Raw genomic sequence first — 18,641 nt, 5'->3', positions numbered from 1 at the left:
AATACAATCCCAGGGCCGAATGGCGTCGCAGGTTCGCCGCGCCGTGCCGCAAGTACCGCGCGATGCCCGTGTTATCGGCCATGTACCGATCGGCTACGTCGGGCCTTGATACAGACGTGCGAGACACTGCGCCGGATTCTCATCTTGTGGACTATGACGACGCGCTTGGCCGTTAGCTTGCGCCGCGAGCTTGATTGCGCTCGCGCTCTCGTTGTACGGTATCGAAACGAAGCCCGATCATGCTCCCAACTATCCAGCCGTTTTGCGTTTCGATTACCGGCGCCGACGATAACGTGCGCATCGAGGATTTGATCGCGCTCGGCCGAATTTATCCGTTCGTCGAATGGGGCATCCTTCATTTTCCGGAAAAAGAAGGGACGCCGCATAATCCGACATTCGAATGGCGCAGCGAATGCGCGGCCCGATGTCGGCAGCATCGCGTCCGGTCCGCCCTGCATTTATGCATCAGCCAGACGTTTCGCATGCTGCTCGCGCGTCAGGAAGAAATCTCGTTCTTCTATGAGTTACGGCAGTACGGCCGAGTGCAGGCGAACCTCAATGGACGAGAAAGGGCCTTCAGCCACAGCGAGCTCATCGATATATATCAATCGTTGTTGGCCCATGACGTGCCCCTGATTCTTCAGTATCACGAAGGCTCGGCCTACGCGATCGATAGCTTGCTTGCCGCATTGGCAACAACGTCGATTTCCCCGCCGCAGCGCGTATCGGTGCTGTTCGACGCATCGTGCGGTAAGGGCAAGTCGCCTCATGCATGGGAGAAGCCATACAGCGTGGGCAATATCGCGATCGATACGGGCTATGCGGGCGGTGTCTCCCCCGAAAACATCGGGCCGGTGCTCGATGCCGTCGCGCAAGCGGTGAGCGGCAGCAGAACGGTGCCACATCGTTATTGGATCGATATGCAGAGCGGTGTTCGAACGCAGGGACGATTTGATATCGGCAAGGTCGAGCGCGTTCTTCGCGTCGTCGCAAGTCGGTTGGCAACGTTCGCCCCCATGGTTGCGAATGCAGTCATCGGCAAGAAAAATTAACCCGATCGAAGGTCCTATCGGAAGCCCCACCCCACCCTATCGGAGATCATCGCGCACCAGGCGATAGCGTTCATACCTCTTGCCGTCGCTTGTGTCATATCCCAGCCATTGCATCCCGAGCTTTCGCGCTACGTGTAGCGAGGCCCGGTTTTCTGCAGCGATATCGGCGATCACGCGCGGCAGGCCCACCGTTTCGAACGCGTGCTTCACCAGCGCCCTCGCCGCTTCGCTTGCGATCCCGCGCCCCCACGCCGAACGAACGAGCCGCCAACCGATTTCGACGTCGGGACCGCTTCCGTGGTCGGGGATCAATAATACCCAGCCGATGAATCGATCGGGATCGGCGCGCTCACGGATGCTCCAATAGCCGAGGCCCGGCGGGTATTGGCGGGTGATGCGGTGCTGAACGAACTGCCGGTGAGCGACGGGGTCACTCCAAGGCCCGGCGATGTGACGCGTGACCTCAGGATCGCGATCCATTTCGAGGCACGATTCGAGATCGGCAAGCGTGCGCTCGCGGATCAACAGGCGGGCGGTATCGAGTGCTGGGAGCATGGGAAGGAGGCTCGCGCGGCGGAAATGCGATTATGCCGCAGGCGAAGGCGCGACAGAACATCGAACCTCTATATGTAGTCCGCCTCGGAAAACAACTTCCCGAGCTTTTCATATTCGCGTCCAACCGATTTCACTAGGTGCGTCATTTTGACCGCCGAGCCCTCCCGCGCCGCCAGGAAAGTTGCGCTGAGCGCAGCGTTACGGATGTACCCTCCCGAGAGGGCCGCCTTGTCGGCCAGCACCTCGAGATCGACATCGTCGTGCAATCGCACCCGCTCCGGAAAAATCTGCCGCCACAAATGCAGCCGCTCATCCCTGGCCGGCGACGGAAACTCGATAACGAAGCCAAAACGCCGCAAGAACGCCTTATCGATGTTGCCCATCAAGTTCGTCGATAGGATCACGAGGCCCTGATAGGACTCGATTCGCTGCAATAGAAAGCCCACTTGCAGGTTCGCGAAGCGGTCGTGCGAATCCTTCGCATCCGTTCGCTTGCTGAAGAGTCCTTCCGCTTCGTCGAAGTGCAGCACGACGTTCATCAACTGTGCGCGCTCGAACAACTGCGCGATGTTGCGCTCCGTCTCGCCGATATATTTGCTGAGCACCGTCGAGAGGTCGACGCGATACAACGGTAGCGAGAGCTCATTAGCAAGAATCGACGAGGCCATCGTCTTGCCTGTTCCCGGCGATCCATGGAACAGCACGCATAGGTTCTTGACGGCGGGATGTTTGGCCGCGAAACCAAGTTCGTCGATAACGTGTGCGCGATGCCGCATCTGACCCAACACTTCTTCGAGCAAGGCGACGGTCTGCGGCGGCGCGACGAGATCGCTTAGCCGATACGGCGCATCGACGCGTCTGGCCACGCCGATCGGCTGATCCTGCGCCTCGGTACGACAAATATCCCACAGCATCGGCTCGATCTTATCGTCGCCGGCCAAGGCATGCCGCCCCGCCAAGGTGTCGATCACCGCGGCGATACGCGCTTCCGTAAACGTGTAGGCGTCTGCCACCGCGGTCAATAGACGATCGTCAAGCGGCAGATCGTAGTAATCGGCATGCTTTTCCCAGGCCAGCTTGCGCAAATCCGGCGTAGGCGGCGGCACGCACACTTGAAACAATCTCACGCCTTGCTGGCGCGAGCCCGCCACCGTATCGGCTAGCCGCCTGGAGGCGCCGTTGAGGATCACCACGTACGTGACGGCCTGAAGCAGCGCCTGAATCGCGCTATCGAAAAGATCGATTTGTTCGCGCTCTTCGTTGCCGATCAGCGCGTCGGTATCGGTCAGCATGAGCACTTGCGTGCAGAGTGCAGCGTCGCGGCATGCCGTGCGCAATTGTTGCTGCAGTGTCGAAAGACGATGATCGGCGTTTTGATACGCCGATCGAATATGCCGTGCGCTCAAGCGCGCCACGCCGTAGCCTAGATTCGAAAATGCCGCAGCGGCAAGCGCGCCGGCGAGCGTCGTATCATCGGCCTCGATTTGAAGCACGACGGCGCCGAAGCGCGCGCTCGGCGCGCAGCACACTTCGACGAATCGTTGGAGTTGACGCTTGATGTTCTCGCCCACGATCAATTCCGCGAGGGATTCCTCGACGATCACGTCGACGGCCATTTGATCGCCGATACGTGGCTGGGGGGCAGCAAGGCCAAGCAAGTACGCCGTGAGCGCCGGCGCTAAACGATAGGCGCCGTCGAGCGTCGAGACGTTGACGTCGTCGAGCTCGATCAGTTGATGCACGCATAGCGGGCTATCGGCAAATAGGCAGCCTCGCACGTCGCCTAGGAGATAGGTCGCGGTTCTGAGCGACGTAGCCTTGCCCGTCGCCGATGTCGAGCGTGGGCGATCGTCAATGCCTTCGGCTTCGTGCAACGTGCGCGTCAGCGTCGAGAATGCGTCGCTTATCGAGCGATCGGCTTCGATCATCAATGCGAGCGACAGCAACTGCACGTCGCGCGCATCGAGCTGAAATACGAGCGCGACGTGGGCCAGAGGGATGAAGATTTCCGCTTTGACGGTTGCCGCCATGCGGGCGGCGATGGCGCGCCAGGTGTGGGAGGCTTGGTGGGACGCTGTATGGAGGGAATCCGTCGCGGCACGATCGGCTGCTGACAGCAGCGATTCGACGAAGCGGCGTAGGTCGTCGAGGAAGGCAGGGTTGTCGGCGTAAGGGGCGGCCGACTCGGCGAGTGACGCGCCTGTGGTGGTCATGGGGCGCCTTGAGGGAAGGAGTGGTGGGCGAAATTCGTTGTCCGTCACAAGCAAGAGCAGAACCAGTGCTACTGCCTGGTAAGACTGCGTCAACTGCTGTCTGTGCGCCGTAGTTGCGCCGCCAGACCGGCAGGCCCAATTCTCCGCTCAGGCGTGGCGAGGCCAACCAGATAGTCGGCGGGGTAACCCGCCCGACCGACACACTCTAATCAGCGGCAACGTAACATCATTTGAATGAAACCAACAATTTAGGCGAATCGACATTTTCGCGAACCCAGCTATTTAAGCAGTCTTGTCCACCACAGGTGGCGGCGGACGGCACTCCCGATGGTGGACTCGTTTTGAATTTGGTGCCTACCTCTTCACTCCAAACTCTATCAATAGGTTTAACCGTAAACACCCAATTCGATCCTCCATCACCGGTCGTCCAGGTGACATATTTTGCAGAATAGAAACAGTTATGCTGCGGACTATTAGAAGTTGTGATAGAAAAAGATTTTGTTTCGCCCTTCTTTATAACGATCGAATCCGGACCAGCCTGGTACATACAAGCAGAGCCTGCATTGTAGGTTTTGGGATGAATAATTGTCAGATCCGCGGATCCAGCGGTATTATCGAAAGTAACGTTGTAGTCAATTCGCTTACCCGAAGAGGCGGCGTCCTCCGCTTGCGATTTGCCTTGCATGAAAACGAATGGAATAACCATTAATATCGAAATCCGCACCAACCCTTTCAGACGCATCATTAAGCTTGCGCGCGCCCCCATTGATCCACCCCATTTTTGTTAATCATACCCACAAAAAGCTCCCGACGACAACTCCGGAAAAACCGCGAGATGACGTCGAGCCAATAACCGACCCGCAATCGCCTCAGGTAAGGCCAAAATAGATATCGACCGTGGCAGGATCGGAAAAAACCTGCGGCCATTTGGTTTGATCGGTCGATGAGCAGTCCGTCGAGGATGTATTAGAATCGCAAACAGCCTTACTATATGCCGTACCTTTGCCTTCGATCCCCAACGTCTGCATATCATCTGATTTAGCCGGAACCAGATGAAATTTAACAACAGTTCCACTATTATTATTAACCACCCAAGGCACAATACAGTCTGATCCTTGATCATCCGCAGCAATCAAATAGGCTAACATCGTATCTTTCGACGGGATTGAAAGCGTTAACGGGCCGCTTTGCGTCATAAGTACCGCATCGCCTTGCGTTAGCGTGATTGTTTGTTGCGAAGCATTATGAAAGTTAACAATAAATGCAGTCATAGCGATCTCCTTTCGAAATAAAGATACTTCAGCATTCAATGAGACGGTTTGAATCTCTTCTTTTCAGCTCGCCCCACACCCTCATCTCCGATTCGCGCTTCCGATTATTGCAAGCACACAACGAGCAAGATCAAGCACATTTAGTGTAGTAAAACATGGGTAACAAACAAAGGCGCCGAAGCCGTCACTCGACAAGAAATCCTAGGAATTGATGATTCGCACACAGTCCGCAAAAACTGATCTCATATCATCCGCATGCGCGACTGCGCAACCACACTCGCATACCCGACGCTATCGCAGCGCCGAAAACCGGGAGATCAGCTGCGTACCGGGGGTCACAGATAAATATTTACGGGAATCGCTTGATCGCTGTTCCTATCGACCCAGCACGGGTTAAGACAGGGGCTACCGCTTGTTTCCGCGTATATGACATCTCCATACACGCGAACCCTGTCCGGAGAGACATACGATTTAAAGCCGAATCGACGCGACGAGTCACCATTTTCTTTCACCGTCCAATCCAAATATTTATTTGCGCCCCAACAGTTGCAGGATGAATCGTTTGAATCCTCCAGCAGGAGGACACATCGCCCAAACGGGGTGATGGAAAAAACATTCGGGCCAGACGTGGTCATGCAAGTATCACAGGAATTGGCATTGACCTTGTGCAAGATCATCAAATGACGAGATCCGTTATACATCGTCAGTTCGAAGTTAGCTGACATGTCTACTCCAGTGAAAATGTCCCATGTGCGTTGGCTGGCTCAGGGGGGATTGCCCCAGGCCGCGAGATTGGTGAGCTCGCCCGAGCCGAAGGGCACCCAGGTGATCTGAATGTCCGCCTGCCCCCCCGAGCCCCCGGTCGTTCGGTACGAGAAAGCGCATTGGGCATTTTTCGGAACGGGAACCGTTGCGCTCACACCTCCGCGACCATTCTGATTCAATACGAACGCACTCGCGCGATGGGTGTACTTCACCCCGGATATCGTCACATCAATAAGCACTTCGATGCTACGGTTAAACAGGATAGTATCGGGATCTACATCGACGACGACGAATCCATCCGTATTGGCCGTACATGTCATGAACGGGGGCTCGAGCGCCGTCGGTGGGCTGACGGTCTTTTTTCGAGTCAGGACATTCGGAGAAAAGCACCGAATCGATCCATCAGCATTGACCGAAAAATCGCCGCTCTGCACCGATAACGCTTTTCCAACCGTAACCGACCCATTGACATTTACATCCCCATCCGGCTCTACCGTAAAGTTTGCGTTCCCATTCGGCCCAACGGTCAACTCGCCAATCATTGAAAGACTGCCATCGTCCTTCGCCGACCAAACAATTTCGCCCAATGCATTGTGATGATTAACAGTGATGGCATCGGTAGTCAACGCCCCATTCACATGTAAATCACCGTGAACAAGAAGATCATTGTCCGCGACCGTATTGCCGTTCGTCACGAAGAGCGGGCCGTCAATCGTAAGCGGCCCTTGAAGAAGCGGGATGTTGCCGCCTATCTTCCCGTTAACCTGTAAATTCCCATCAATCGTTGCGTTTTCGGAAACCTCAAGGTTGCCGCCCACCTTCAGCGTGGGAGTGATCCCACCTGACCCGCCGGCGCTCACTCCTCTGATTGTCTTTTCTATCACCAAGTCACTCGTCACCTCGACGGGGCCGCCTGCGGTGTATGCACCGATCTTGTCCGTATCGATTTCCGACCCAACCTTGAGCGTCCCCGTCGAGCTGACATTCAAATCGGAAGTGACCTCCAAGCTTCCCAGCCGAGTCGGCCCGCCCACATCGAGCGCATACGAATCAGCAACCGTTGGCACATTAATCGAAACCGTTTGGCGGGGCATGCTGCTCGACCCGTTGTCCGTGACCGTGAGCCCCTGATATGCCGGACTCTGCGTGCCACCCACATTCAAGAGTTCAGCCGAGTGGGTCGCATCGAGTGGCCACCGCGAGAGCAGAAACGTACCCCTTACCTCCAACGCTTTCGAACCGTCCAAACTGGCGCCATCGACGTTGATGCCCACAGTGTTCGGCATTTGGCCACCGTTGCCGTTCTCCGCGATCGCCAGCGCCGGCGGCGCCGCCCCAACGGGCTGATTGGGCACACCACCGGCCACCAACAGCACCGACTGCGCGCTCGAAAACGCCGACAACTTCGGGCCCCCAAGAACGGCGGCGTTGGCGCCCCCGGTCAGCATGGTGACGACCGTCATCTTCGTATCGCTATCGATGCTTTGCACGCGCAAGCACTTTGGGTAGTCCTCTACCGAAGCATCGAGAATAAGTGTGTCCCCCTCCGCAATCCCCTGGAACGTAGCGCCGATGCAGGTTACGGTTGTGTCGTTGGCCACGACCTTGCCCGGGCCAGGGTTCTTGGCGCCGGCGCCACGCTGCGTGCTGTATGTGCTTGGCCCCAGGTCGATATGAAACCTTTTATCAATCTCCACTTGCGTGTTTGACGTCAGATGGACGATGGTCGCCGTCTGCGCCGGCGCGTAATCGTAGGTGATGACGTCTCCAGCCTTCAATTCGCTCAGAAACTTAGTTTGATACCCGTGCAACGTCTGCCCGTCAGGGTCTAGCGATATCAGCCCTGTCGCGACCTTGGGCGGGGCGCTTTCCTTTCTTATCGTCAAAACCGCGGCCGAGGCATCCTCATCACCGATCGCAACATGCCCAGCCTTGAAATAAATATCGTCGCCATTCGGCTGCCAAAGGCTCCTGGACGGGGGCAATGTAAGCATGCGGCCGTCGCCCGTGAAGGTGCCGCTGAAGTTGCCATTAAAGTTACCCGTCGCTGATGTTACGTTTCGCGCCGTCACAGCGCCGTTCAAGTCGATCCCCGCAGCCGTCAACACGAGCGTTTCTTGATCCAACACGATGCTCCCCGTCGCACCCCCAGGCCCATTGCCCTCGTCGACAAAATTGATCGACTGAAGGGTCGCGCCAATATGACGTCGCGCGTAGTAATCCTGGTTGTTGCCGGGGTCGGTGTAGTTGTACTTAACGCTCGCAATGTTGATCCCGTCGGAGGACATAACAATCGCCAGCAGAATGTCCCCGCCAGTGGAATCGAAGGCCGCCCTGCACGCGATCTGCGGGTTTTGCGTCCAGCGCTTATAACCCTGCCCGTAGGGCTGGTTTTGCTGATCGGTTTGATCTTCATGGAAGAAGATCGTCAGAAAATTCGCCCCAGTCTGAAGCGGTGGTGTGAAGGGCGCGGTGGGAGTAGCGAGAAAGATCAGACGCCCTTGAACGTCAAGCGCCTTGCCTACATCCACCGTCAGTTGGTTGCCGCTATGAGACCAGCTAACATCGAGCCCTTCTACAATTCCGGGCGAGAACACGCCCTCGTTCAAAAGCTCCCGCGCTTGCGTGTGATAGGCCTGCTCATCCTGGAAATCCTCGGTTAGCAGCGCTTCGCCGTTGAAATAATTGACGCGAGCAATCGGAGTGTCACTCATTTGGCATCCTCAAAATCGGCCCACGCGTCGGAGCGGTTCCGTAACCGATAATTCGGTGAACTTGATGAAGAACTACTTGGCGTCTGCACGTTCACGGTGAAGTCCACGGCATATGTCGTGAGCGCCGGCCTCGCCGAATCGAGTGCGGAGCGGACCAAACGGAAGTAAGCCTGTACCGCACGCGCTTGATCGCTCGTTGAAACGCTCGCAGTCGCGGAAAGCGTGATATCGACCTCAAAGCGCCAGGGCACGTACGCCACCACGGTCGTATCGTCCACGCCGGTGGGCGTGCCAGTGGCGTCTCGATCGATCGTCGGCCCCACCACATCGGAAATGATGACGGCCTGCGCAGGGTCGGCAGAGTACGAATCGCAAACGCGAAAAGCCGGGGGCGTTCCTGGATCCTCGTCGTACACGATGATCGTGGGCCTGAAGCATTCGTCAACCGTCGCGTTGGTGAGCGTTACACCGTCGATCGCTACAGGGCGCGCAAGCAAGTAAGCGTTGAGCAGCCACGTCATCCCCATTGGCGTGCCACGAGCGCGCGCGAAGGGGAACGCTTGACCGATCAACGTCCGAACAGAGTCAATCGACCAATTTTTGTCGATCTCTAATCCGATTGTCCCGCCTAGCCACGATAAAAACGACCGCGCCCATATCTCCACAGGCGACAACCCGTCCACTTCCCCCGTGAACTCCGGTAACCCGAAATAGTTCGCCAGCGTATTGAAGAGCGCCGTTTGATCGTCGGAGTCGTCATCTCCCGATAGCGGCGGCATGAACACCGACGGATCGCTGTTTTGGTCACCGCTCGGAAACAGGAAGCTCCAACGCGGATAAAACAAATTGCCGATAACGGAAGCATTGAGCAGTTGCCGTATGCCCGCGCGGTTGGCGATGGAGAGGTCGAGATTGGGATCGGCGAGCGCCAGGTCCTCGCCGTCTCCGATGCCCGACAGTATCTTCTCGAACACCTTCAAATACAACGCCAAGAACGGTGGATCGCCAGAACCATCCGGACCCGAATAGATCCCCGGCAGATAGTTCAGATAGCTCGATGGCACCGTATTGAGCGTGCTCGCGGTGTCGCTTTCGCTAGCCATTGTCTGCCTCCAATGCCGTTACACACGCCGAATAAAGCCGCGGCAGACCACTCTCGATCACACTCGGAGGATGGGGGAAGCGAGGTAACGGTATCTGTCCCGCTACCCATGGATGGCGGACAGGCTTCGTCTCCTCGACGCCTCTTCGCAAAACTGGGCGGCGAAACAGCGAAATCGCGCGCCCCACCGTTTGAACAGTCAGCGCTTCGAGCCGATCGACGCCCGGCACGGCAGCGATCAGCGGCGTCAATGTCGTCGCGTCGATTCGCGCGCCGTATGTCCACTCTCGCCCGCCGTCCAAGCGAAGCGGCTGCAAGCCTTGTTCGAGCGCCACCAGTACCGCACCCGCGACCTCGCCCGCACGCTCGCGCGCGAAACAGCGAACCTGACACCGCACATCGAGATAAACCAGGTTTGCGTGGTGTATCGAGAGCATGCCGCCCAGTAGCGTGCGAGCCCCTAAGTACTGCTGGACGTTGTCGAGCAGCGTCACTTCGGCCGCAGCTGTGTCGTCCTCAAGCGCCGTCGTCAATGAAACGGCGAATGTTCCATTTCCGTCGCTGGCCGGCGCCGAGTATGCGTAAGGCTCGTCATTTACTAGAAAAAGTTCCGACGCATCGCCGCGTTGCTGCAAACACAAACGGGCCACGTGCAGCACTGTATCGGCCCCTTGCGCCAGTGCATCGATGAACGCGCTGAGTTCCGCCGCGAGCGCCGTCAAGTCGTTTGGCGTGATCGCGAGATACGGCGCGCGACGATACTTAACGACGGCTTCCTGCAGCGCGGGATAGCCGAGCTTCACACCCATTTCCATGTCTACGAGGGTATCTTTGAGCGCCTCGTAAGCGGGGTCCTGCGAATTGTTATCGGCGTAGTTCGCGTAGGGAAAAGCAGTGCCGTAATCCTGGGCCTGCGATCCCGGCAAATACACTGCGCTCGACAATCCCACCACCGAACGCAACATATTCCGATAGGTTTCCAACGGAACAGCGTTAGCCGTAAAGGCCGTACCTTCGAAAATCCACACGAGCATTTGCAGCAGAGTGATACCCGGGTCCGACGGGTTGTAGTCTGTCCATCCGGGAGAATAACCGGGAATGCGGCGCTTAAGCTGATCGAGGACCTGCTGCGCCTGCATCACATCGAGATTGGGGAGTTCGAACGTCATGACGGCTGTGCCTCTGAAAAGCGCAGGTCGATCGTCCCAGCCGAAGGCGCTTCATAGGGCTGGAGCGTGACGTCGTCCGTCTGTCCGCATAACGCCAACGCCAATACCGAGGTCACCGATGATTGGCAGCCCTGCAAAAACAAACGCACCGCCATATACCTCATCGGCTCGCCGATCGGCCAGCCGAGCGAATCGCCCCCCCCTTGAGACGGATGGAGGAACTGCGTCAATTGCGCGGTAATGGTGGCCTGCAGCGCAGGCCATTGCGCTTTCGGTTCATTGGTTTCCAGCAACACCGCAACGTTAATGCGCTTGAATGCCGGGCGGCGGGCACTTGTTCGAGCGGCCAACGCGGGCGTACTGCGATCGCGTACGTACGCCAACACGTCGTCGAGCATCGACATCGGTGTGAGCGGCTCCGGCTCATTCGATGCCGCCAGCACAACAAGGTCGAGCTGCGGCAAGCCGATATCGTCCGGCGACATCAGCGGCGCTGACGATGTAAAGACGCCATGCAGGGTCATCCCGCCCCCCCATATGCGCTCGATCGCACGCACGCGACGCACCCCGGCGTTCGCAAAAGGGCCGAGGGCCTCTGCATCCGCGGCGCTCACGACACGGTCGTTCGCTCGCACGCGTCCTGGGCCGCTAATCGTCAAATCGGGGACCATCTCAGCATCTGCGCCGCCGCGCGCCGCGACCGGATTCGTCACTTGCGTGATGCCCGGCGTCGAACTGTACAAGTTGGTGAGCGTGCCGGCGTCTACGTTCCCGCCTGACCCACGCGTTACCGCGTAGCGTGTCGCGACGACGTTGCGGGGCCCCGGCGGCGGAATCTTTCCGCTTTTCCCGTCGCCGAAGAGAATCGCTCCGGCGAGCACGTCAACCGTGAAGACGCGTTCGTTCGGGCCTCGCCCGACGAAACTATCTACGCGCGTCCACGGATACCTGATCGTTTGCTGCTGTGTTTGATTCGCGCCGATCGCAGGAGACACAGCGCTCGTTGGCTCGACCACCGAGATCGCCACCGTGTATTGCGGGTCCTCGCTTATGGCAAGCAGCACTTGATCCGTTCCCGTTGGCGTCGTTGCGACCTGACCCAATACGAACCGTTGGCCCGGTTGCCCGTTGCTCGAACCGAGCACTTCGTTCAGATAAGTCTCGCGATTGAAACCGCTGATCGTATTCGGGTAGATGCCGCGCAAGCGAAGCGCGTTGTCCTCGCGCGGGCAGAGCACGCGAAACCAACAAGCCGTTTGCGAGAAGAGTACGGCGCCTTGCATAGTCGCGGGTACTTCAAAGCTGAGGGTCCCACTTCGCGCCAAACCGGCTTCGCCCACATCGATGCTCAGCGGCAGCCATGCGGTGGTCGTCGCATCGAACCATTGCCACTGGCCGGCGTCGCTATAGCCGATATGCTCGTCGCGCGGGTCGATATCAACGTACAGCGTCAACCGTTGACCAAGGCCATAGGGAAGCAAACTCGCCGCGTCGAAGGCCACGTAAACCGAAGGGCCTTCCTCCGCCAGCGGCTTATACGGCTCGACGCTAGGCGCGGGGAAAAAATCGCTTTTCGAATAAGCCAGTTCGAGCTCGAAAGCGTTATGGGTCCACACCGAAGCCGGCACGCCGCCGCTTCTGTACGTGATAGTCAGCGAGTACACGAACGGCGGATCGAATCCGTCCGCAGCGTCGCCATAATTGCCTTCTGCGATCCTTGCGCGAATCCAAAAGCCTAAGGTTCCCGCCACCGTTGAGGGTGTAACGGGCGGGCAGAGGAACGAAACCGTACCGCTCTCGGTCAAGCCGTTCGTTCCGTCGAGAAACCGGTACGGATCGCCATCAGCTGCGAACGGGTACCAGAGCGTTTCGTTCCAATATTCCCATTCGATTTGTACCGGGTATTTCTTGGTAATGGGACGAATGTCGATTTCCATGCTGACCGGCGCACCCTGTGCCGAAAATGCAGCATCGCATCGAATATTGAAGCAGCCTTCTTGCGCCGGAACCTTTCCGAACGCATATGCGCCGTTATTGAGATCGATAAGATACGCACCGGCAGCCGCTTGCTGAGGCGCTGTCGACAACGTGCCGAAATCGCACCAGATCGAATCGATTCTCGGCAGGCCGCCGTTCAAAGCGGGCACGATGCGCCAATCGGGACGAGGCGCGCAGACGACCCAATTAAGGGGCGTTGTTGCGCCTGCCTTGATGTACGGGTCCGTCATATTCAACGGACGACCCGCGAGCGCAGAGATCGAAGCATGCAATGCCGTGACCGATTCCGCAGGCGCGGAGGGCATGACGGCGAATTCGATTCTGCACGTACGCTGATCGAGCGAACTCTCCACCGAGACGAGCAGCGGGTTCAACGCGCCGTCATACCAGCGTTGGAAAAATTCTTTCGCGAGGCTCTCTCCGCTGAATATCAGCGTCATTCGACTCGCTCCGCGCGCCGGATCAAAGAGCGTCGGGTCGCCGATCATCAAACAATGTGCGAAGGAGCGTTCGACATCGCTCTCGTCAGCGTCACTGGCAGGAAAGGCCGGCGCCGAATTGCCGGCTTGCCACAACGATTGAAGGTCCCAATAGCGATCCAACCTCGGCACTACCGTGAGTACCGCGCTAAGCGTCGCGGGCAACACCTGCACATCCACATTGGTTTCGAAACGCACGCCCTGCGCGGAGGGCGCGCTGACGGTCGTGCCTTTCGGCAGCACGACGGCCGCGCGCTTCGGCGCGAGCGAAAATTGAATCGGCGCGGATGCGCACGCCGCGGGCCGCAGCGTCATATCCAAAAATCGGTACAAGGCGAGCTGACGCTGCGCCGGAATGGCGTTCAGCACGCTAGCTAAGTCCTGTCCCAACAGCGAGAACAATTCGAGCAAGACCAAACCCGGATCTTGCGCGATGGCGGCGGGTGTTAAGTCGTCATCGTCAGGCAACGCCCATTGCGGGCAATACAGCCGCGCGAGCGCGAGCGCATCGGTGAAGAACGTCGCAGCCGTGCGGGGGTCGAAGATCGGAACGCTCATGCGCGGCTCATTTGAGTAAGAACGGATAAACGAGGTTGCCCGCGTTGTTCGTCTCTCTTACGACGTAGTCGATACGGATCGGCAGCGCGTTCGGCATCGTAGGGTCCATGCTCACCGTGACATCGGACACCTCGATACGCGGCTCCCACGTGCGAAGCGCCTCGGTCACGTAGGTTTGGGCCAACGCTCGCGTCGTGCCGTTGTTGGAAGCGAACACGAGCTCATTAATGCGGCAACCGAAGGTCGGCATCAGCACACGTTCCCCAGGCACCGTGCGAAGGATGATCAAGATCGATTCGCGTATCTTTTGTTCGCCGGCGCTCCATTGCACCTGGCCCGATGTCGAAATCGCGACCGGGAATGACCAGCCCCTGCCTAGGAAATCTTCATTGACGAGCATCAGGCCCCTCCAGGGCTAGCTTCCGATACAAACCTTCACCTTCTGCTGCACCCGTACCTGCGCGTTCTGATCTCCCTCGGTGCAGGTCGTGCATGAATCTCCATCTCGTGCGACGTTTTTGCCGTTCACTTTTACCTTGATCCTGCATGACGAAAGTTGACCCAAGTTCGTCGGCGGATCGGAGAACGTGTCCGACGGCGGAGGCTCATGCGGAGGCTGGTTTTCAGCCTGCGAGTTGACCGTGGCCACCGCCATGTCATTGACCTTCACTTTAGCCTCGAGGGTTGCCGGAATGAAAGCCCCGGAGAACGGAAACGACTGAGGTTGAGTCTCGCTAGTAGTACTGTTCACCACAGTGTGAACATCGGTCCCTTGGATGAGGTCGCCCGATTTGGCGATGAACGGATTCATTGGCGCGCCTTCGGTGGTTGCGGTGTTTTCGGTGGTTGAGTTGCCGGCGGTGGCGGAGGCTCCTCCATCTCAGCGGTGAGGTCGATCTCGCTCGCGTCGAGCTTGACCTTTTCCTGGGCCTGCACCTCCACGTTTTTCCCTTTGAGCGTTAGCGTTTCGGTTGCCGTGACCGTTAAGTTGCCCTGGCTGACGATCGAAATCTCGTTTTTTTTCGTGTCGAACGTAATGATGTTTTGGTTTTCGTCCGCAATCGTGATCGAGGGTGTGTCGTCCGAATCGTCGAGTGTGATCGTCTTTCCGTTCTTCGTTTTTACGAGCCATACGCTTTGCCGCTTTTTTTCATCATCGACGATATAGGGTGAAGCATTTTTGTCCCAACGGAAAAGGAAACCGATAACGTATCCGTAGGTACGATCGTCCATGGGGAACGCGACCAACGCGAGCGTAGGCGCACTCGCCGCCGGCTCGGCTGGCGGTGTCGCCGAAGTGGAAGACGTTGACGTAGCGGAGGACGTTGACGTAGTGGAAGACGTTGATGTAGTAGACGACCCGGTAGTGGAAGGGTTCTTACCATCGGCATTGGGGTCCGGCGGAGGCTTCGGCTCGGCGGGCAAAGGACCCTGCTCCCCCAATGTCGTCTCCAGCGAGAACATCCCGTATCCGGGTCCCGCAAACGGGCTCGCGACCTGAAGCCAATTCGATACCACCCCGTCTTCATACTGAACCTGAACGCGGCCAAGCTCATCCGGATCCGTTGCGTTGATCACCACGCCCAATTCGAGCTTCAAACGCGCACTCACATTCCGCTCCTTGTTACGTTCAGGATGGTGAAGTTCCGATTACGATCAATCCGATGCGTGCTCTTTACGACGTGATACAGGCCGTCAAAACGACTGTTTATCCCGCGTAGATCGACATTGACACCGGGGCATGCTTCGAGATTGATCTGTCTCAGCGTCACTGTCCCTTCGATAAAAGTATCTTGGAACCGCTCGCGCTGACCCACGGCGATGTTGACGAGCGAATTCTCACTGCCGATATCCGGTCGCTTCAGCGTAACCGGCGAATCCCCGAACGGCTCGGATGCCTCGAACGCCTTTTGCGCCCCTTTCATTTCGCTAAGCTCGGTATTGTCACTGTCCGTTGTGCTTAGAGGCTTGCCGTTTAAAAAATCGTATCCCCGTATCGTTACCGTCTCGCCCAGTGTCGGCACACGCATATCGAGGTTGATCGCTTCGATGTCGTAGTTGTAAAACAACGGTGGATCGAGCGCGCTGTTTCTGTACTCCCGACTGTTCACAACTAGCGTCTCGTGTTCGCCTTTCATCTTCACTATGCATTCGTAGTACTCCTGCCGACATACTTTTAATAAAAGATCGTAACGCGTTTCGTTATCCGAAAGGAAGAATGGATACGCCAACTTCGACATATATCCGATCGTGGAAAAATTCATGCCAACCGACTCCACTATCCACTCGAAAATGTCCTGGTCGCTCTGATTCACAAAACTCTTGCTGTATTCGCCAAACCGAAGAAAGTGCATCTTGTCGAAAGCGGTGACGGTCAGCGTCGATTGCATGCTCGACCCCGTGGTCCCATCGAGTGTGAGGCCGCTCACATACATCGGTGGAAGCTGTTTGTCCTGGACCAGCTTGTCAGGAATCTCCAGCCTGGAGCCAGCCGCAAACTGCTTGTAGTCGTCGTCAGTCCAATTCGTGTCCAATTCGAAAACGATTTGGCACATCGCCGGCGCGTTGATCTCTTGAATGACGACGGTCGAAACGAACGTGGAGCTGGCGACAGCCGTGATTTTTTCGCCGTTGCTTGTGATATCGCGGAATTCGTTTGCGTTGCGCGCCACGCCATACGTTTGCTTGCCGCCATCGCCTGACTTCGGCGCCGCCCCGCCTTCCGCGGCGTTGTGTGCAGTCGGTTTCTCGCCTCCGCCGAAGTCAGACATAGTCCGACGCTCCTTTTGGCTCGAACGTCACGTTGTCCGTATCAGGTATCGCGATCGTCCGCCCCGTCCATGCATGTCCGGGAAAACCAATCGGATCGTAGATGCCGTTCGCCTCGGCGATAAGACGCCATTGAGACAAATCTCCGACCGTGTTGTATGCGATCGACCCAAGCCGGTCGCTACCGATGACGGTGTACAGGGCGCGACAGTTGTCTAGCCCTTTCGCCGCGATCTCTTGCTTGTCGTTCAAGACTTCCTTGAACGTGACGGTCAGCTCCGCTCTGACCGGCGCCCCCGTGGGCAGAAACATCGTGAACCTCTGTGCGACATGAGTCACGATCCCCGTAAACAGATGGTCGGCCCACATGAATCGCACTGTCGGCGGCACCTTTGCCCCTTTCTTTGCAGGCCAAGGCTCCGTCAACGCAAGAATGTCATTGGTTTTCTTGCGTACGTCAGAGCCCTTTTCATACGTATCGAAAAATAGCGTGACCACCAAATCTTCCGGCTGGGTTCGCGAGAACCATACGTTGTTACCCTCGCCGTCCACCGACGCACGTTGACTCAGCGACAACTCCTCGGGGTTGTACATCACCTCAATGTGCTTATGCTTGACCTTCATCGTGCTCGTGTTCGAGTTCTCGATATGAATGGTCGCGCGCTGCAGCGCGGCGGGAAAGAGATGGAAACCTGCGTCGCTCGCACTGTTTCGTTCTAGCATTAGCGCCCCCCCGTTTTGCGGTATTGTTCCACGCTATCGCGCCGGTCTACCTCGGACACGACGCCATTCGCCAGTCGCCCCATCGTGCGCTCGGAAAACAGCGTTTCCTGCAAGAGGGGGATCAATATCCGGCGTATTTCTTCGGCCGCCGGCGGGCGCGGCGATCGATCGCGCGACCCGTCGCTCTCATGTGATGCGAGCCGCGTGCGGGAATCCTGCGTCGGCTGCGCGTTCCGTACGCCTACCGTCGCTTGCTCGCGTGAGCGTTGCGGATCGGTACGTTGCCGCATGATCATCGCCGGTCTCGCAGCGGATTCGTACCGGGCTAACGTCGCGACCGCATAATCTCGCGGCGACGATAGGGATTCCGCTAGGAACCGCCGCGGCGAGGACGCCGCTCGATGAACATACCGGCGTGCCGCAGCAGTCGCGGGCTGCCTATCGCTACGACGCGAGAAGAAGCGGAGAGCGCCCACGTCCGTCCGCCTCCATCGATATTGCGGCCGTGCGAGATCCGCGCGAGGCGCCTGCGTCGCGCGCACAATTCGAGCCGCCGAGGCCATCCGATGTATCTGGAAACGCCGCAGTATGAAAATGCGGTCGCGAATCGGAAGCTCTCTCACTTGACTCGTTCGGCTGTTGGCTCCCTGGCGGCCGCAATCGCGATGCGCGCTCCGCGACGACGAAACGAACGACTTGGCCGATCGCCGGTTCGTCAACGTATGCGCGCGATATGCACTGCGGACAATCATCGCCACGCGGCGGCGCGACGCGTCAACACGGCGATGAACTGCAGCCTCGCGCCGGCGACGTGCCGACCGCATCGCAATGTGGGCAGCGCGTCGCGGGGTTCGCCACGCGCGTGCATCGTTTGTCCCGGCCGAACGCCGCGCCGCGATAGCGGCGGACATTGATCGCGCGCCCCGCTCTACGAAACGCGTCTGAACCTCTCTCCAGATGCGCTCGCCGCCGAGCCATCGCGTCTTGACCACCTCGCGCGCCACCATGGCGGCGCGCCGAAATGCGATTGAACGATCGGGCCGAATAACGCGTCCGTATACGGTTATTCGGCGGGATGTCGTAGGAACCGCGATGCGTTTTGCAGCAATCGGTTGCGCAGGCTTTCGCGGTGCGACACGAGCAGACTCGCGCAGTGTTTTCGCTGTGGACGAAGCCTGTCCCCGCACAGTGTTACGCGTCGAGCCACCGGCGACGTGCAACGCAGCTGACTGCCGCGACATTGGTTCACGCCGAGGCTGCCGGCTCCGACGTT

General features: G+C 58.1%; 14 protein-coding genes. 1 reads left to right on the top strand and 13 read right to left on the bottom strand.

Features of this window, described 5'->3' with window-relative positions; genetic code table 11:
• The first annotated feature begins 239 nt into the window (after window positions 1–239).
• The gene (locus C0Z19_RS14625) at window positions 240–1,052 is read left to right on the top strand and encodes a beta/alpha barrel domain-containing protein (RefSeq protein WP_102610552.1); all 813 of its coding nucleotides are present in this window, start codon (window positions 240–242) and stop codon (window positions 1,050–1,052) included.
• A gap of 36 nt (window positions 1,053–1,088) precedes the next feature.
• On the opposite strand, the gene C0Z19_RS14620 is transcribed toward C0Z19_RS14625, so the two are convergent.
• From C0Z19_RS14620 to C0Z19_RS14565, 13 genes are all read right to left on the bottom strand, one after another.
• Window positions 1,089–1,607, bottom strand: a complete 519-nt coding sequence (locus tag C0Z19_RS14620) for a GNAT family N-acetyltransferase (RefSeq protein WP_102610551.1) — start codon at window positions 1,605–1,607, stop codon at window positions 1,089–1,091.
• A gap of 68 nt (window positions 1,608–1,675) precedes the next feature.
• Complete coding sequence (locus C0Z19_RS14615) at window positions 1,676–3,820, bottom strand: ATP-binding protein (protein WP_102610550.1); 2,145 nt, start codon at window positions 3,818–3,820, stop codon at window positions 1,676–1,678.
• 226 nt (window positions 3,821–4,046) lie between these two features.
• Window positions 4,047–4,565, bottom strand: a complete 519-nt coding sequence (locus tag C0Z19_RS27995; protein WP_158242987.1) for a hypothetical protein — start codon at window positions 4,563–4,565, stop codon at window positions 4,047–4,049.
• Between the two features lie 124 nt (window positions 4,566–4,689).
• The gene (locus C0Z19_RS27990) at window positions 4,690–5,091 is read right to left on the bottom strand and encodes a hypothetical protein (RefSeq protein ID WP_146012068.1); all 402 of its coding nucleotides are present in this window, start codon (window positions 5,089–5,091) and stop codon (window positions 4,690–4,692) included.
• A gap of 764 nt (window positions 5,092–5,855) precedes the next feature.
• A complete protein-coding gene (locus C0Z19_RS14610; protein ID WP_102610549.1) occupies window positions 5,856–8,570 on the bottom strand; it encodes an autotransporter outer membrane beta-barrel domain-containing protein in 2,715 nt (904 codons plus the stop codon).
• A complete protein-coding gene (locus C0Z19_RS14605; protein WP_102610548.1) occupies window positions 8,567–9,673 on the bottom strand; it encodes a phage tail protein in 1,107 nt (368 codons plus the stop codon). The genes C0Z19_RS14610 and C0Z19_RS14605 overlap by 4 nt, the downstream gene beginning before the upstream one ends.
• Complete coding sequence (locus C0Z19_RS14600; protein ID WP_102610547.1) at window positions 9,666–10,841, bottom strand: hypothetical protein; 1,176 nt, start codon at window positions 10,839–10,841, stop codon at window positions 9,666–9,668. Before C0Z19_RS14600 ends, C0Z19_RS14605 begins: the two co-directional genes overlap by 8 nt.
• Entirely contained in the window at window positions 10,838–13,876 is a 3,039-nt protein-coding gene (locus C0Z19_RS14595; protein WP_102610546.1) for a baseplate J/gp47 family protein, read from the bottom strand. Before C0Z19_RS14595 ends, C0Z19_RS14600 begins: the two co-directional genes overlap by 4 nt.
• Window positions 13,877–13,883: 7 nt before the next feature.
• Entirely contained in the window at window positions 13,884–14,276 is a 393-nt protein-coding gene (locus C0Z19_RS14590) for a GPW/gp25 family protein (protein ID WP_102610545.1), read from the bottom strand.
• A gap of 15 nt (window positions 14,277–14,291) precedes the next feature.
• Window positions 14,292–14,687 carry a PAAR domain-containing protein gene (locus tag C0Z19_RS14585; protein WP_102610544.1) on the bottom strand — a complete coding sequence of 132 codons (396 nt, stop codon included), beginning with the start codon at window positions 14,685–14,687 and terminating at the stop codon, window positions 14,292–14,294.
• Window positions 14,684–15,487 carry a phage baseplate assembly protein V gene (locus C0Z19_RS27985; RefSeq protein ID WP_146012067.1) on the bottom strand — a complete coding sequence of 268 codons (804 nt, stop codon included), beginning with the start codon at window positions 15,485–15,487 and terminating at the stop codon, window positions 14,684–14,686. The genes C0Z19_RS14585 and C0Z19_RS27985 overlap by 4 nt, the downstream gene beginning before the upstream one ends.
• Window positions 15,484–16,647 carry a phage late control D family protein gene (locus C0Z19_RS14570; RefSeq protein WP_102610541.1) on the bottom strand — a complete coding sequence of 388 codons (1,164 nt, stop codon included), beginning with the start codon at window positions 16,645–16,647 and terminating at the stop codon, window positions 15,484–15,486. Before C0Z19_RS14570 ends, C0Z19_RS27985 begins: the two co-directional genes overlap by 4 nt.
• On the bottom strand, window positions 16,640–17,368 hold the full coding sequence (locus C0Z19_RS14565; RefSeq protein ID WP_233196143.1) for a CIS tube protein: 729 nt from the start codon (window positions 17,366–17,368) through the stop codon (window positions 16,640–16,642). Before C0Z19_RS14565 ends, C0Z19_RS14570 begins: the two co-directional genes overlap by 8 nt.
• Window positions 17,369–18,641 lie beyond the last annotated feature (1,273 nt).

The organism is Trinickia soli (genome assembly GCF_002879855.1).
GTDB classification, from domain to species: Bacteria; Pseudomonadota; Gammaproteobacteria; order Burkholderiales; family Burkholderiaceae; genus Trinickia; species Trinickia soli.
This window is presented reverse-complemented; position numbering and strand designations above follow the sequence as displayed.

Excerpts from the sequence above, each read along its gene's own strand:
- C0Z19_RS14625 (WP_102610552.1), top strand. The coding sequence starts at position 240 with ATGCTCCCAACTATCCAGCCGTTTTGCGTTTCGATTACCGGCGCCGAC.
- C0Z19_RS14620 (WP_102610551.1), bottom strand. The coding sequence starts at position 1,607 with ATGCTCCCAGCACTCGATACCGCCCGCCTGTTGATCCGCGAGCGCACG.
- C0Z19_RS14615 (WP_102610550.1), bottom strand. The coding sequence starts at position 3,820 with ATGACCACCACAGGCGCGTCACTCGCCGAGTCGGCCGCCCCTTACGCC.
- C0Z19_RS27995 (WP_158242987.1), bottom strand. The coding sequence starts at position 4,565 with ATGATGCGTCTGAAAGGGTTGGTGCGGATTTCGATATTAATGGTTATT.
- C0Z19_RS27990 (WP_146012068.1), bottom strand. The coding sequence starts at position 5,091 with ATGACTGCATTTATTGTTAACTTTCATAATGCTTCGCAACAAACAATC.
- C0Z19_RS14610 (WP_102610549.1), bottom strand. The coding sequence starts at position 8,570 with ATGAGTGACACTCCGATTGCTCGCGTCAATTATTTCAACGGCGAAGCG.
- C0Z19_RS14605 (WP_102610548.1), bottom strand. The coding sequence starts at position 9,673 with ATGGCTAGCGAAAGCGACACCGCGAGCACGCTCAATACGGTGCCATCG.
- C0Z19_RS14600 (WP_102610547.1), bottom strand. The coding sequence starts at position 10,841 with ATGACGTTCGAACTCCCCAATCTCGATGTGATGCAGGCGCAGCAGGTC.
- C0Z19_RS14595 (WP_102610546.1), bottom strand. The coding sequence starts at position 13,876 with ATGAGCGTTCCGATCTTCGACCCCCGCACGGCTGCGACGTTCTTCACC.
- C0Z19_RS14590 (WP_102610545.1), bottom strand. The coding sequence starts at position 14,276 with ATGCTCGTCAATGAAGATTTCCTAGGCAGGGGCTGGTCATTCCCGGTC.
- C0Z19_RS14585 (WP_102610544.1), bottom strand. The coding sequence starts at position 14,687 with ATGAATCCGTTCATCGCCAAATCGGGCGACCTCATCCAAGGGACCGAT.
- C0Z19_RS14570 (WP_102610541.1), bottom strand. The coding sequence starts at position 16,647 with ATGTCTGACTTCGGCGGAGGCGAGAAACCGACTGCACACAACGCCGCG.
- C0Z19_RS14565 (WP_233196143.1), bottom strand. The coding sequence starts at position 17,368 with ATGCTAGAACGAAACAGTGCGAGCGACGCAGGTTTCCATCTCTTTCCC.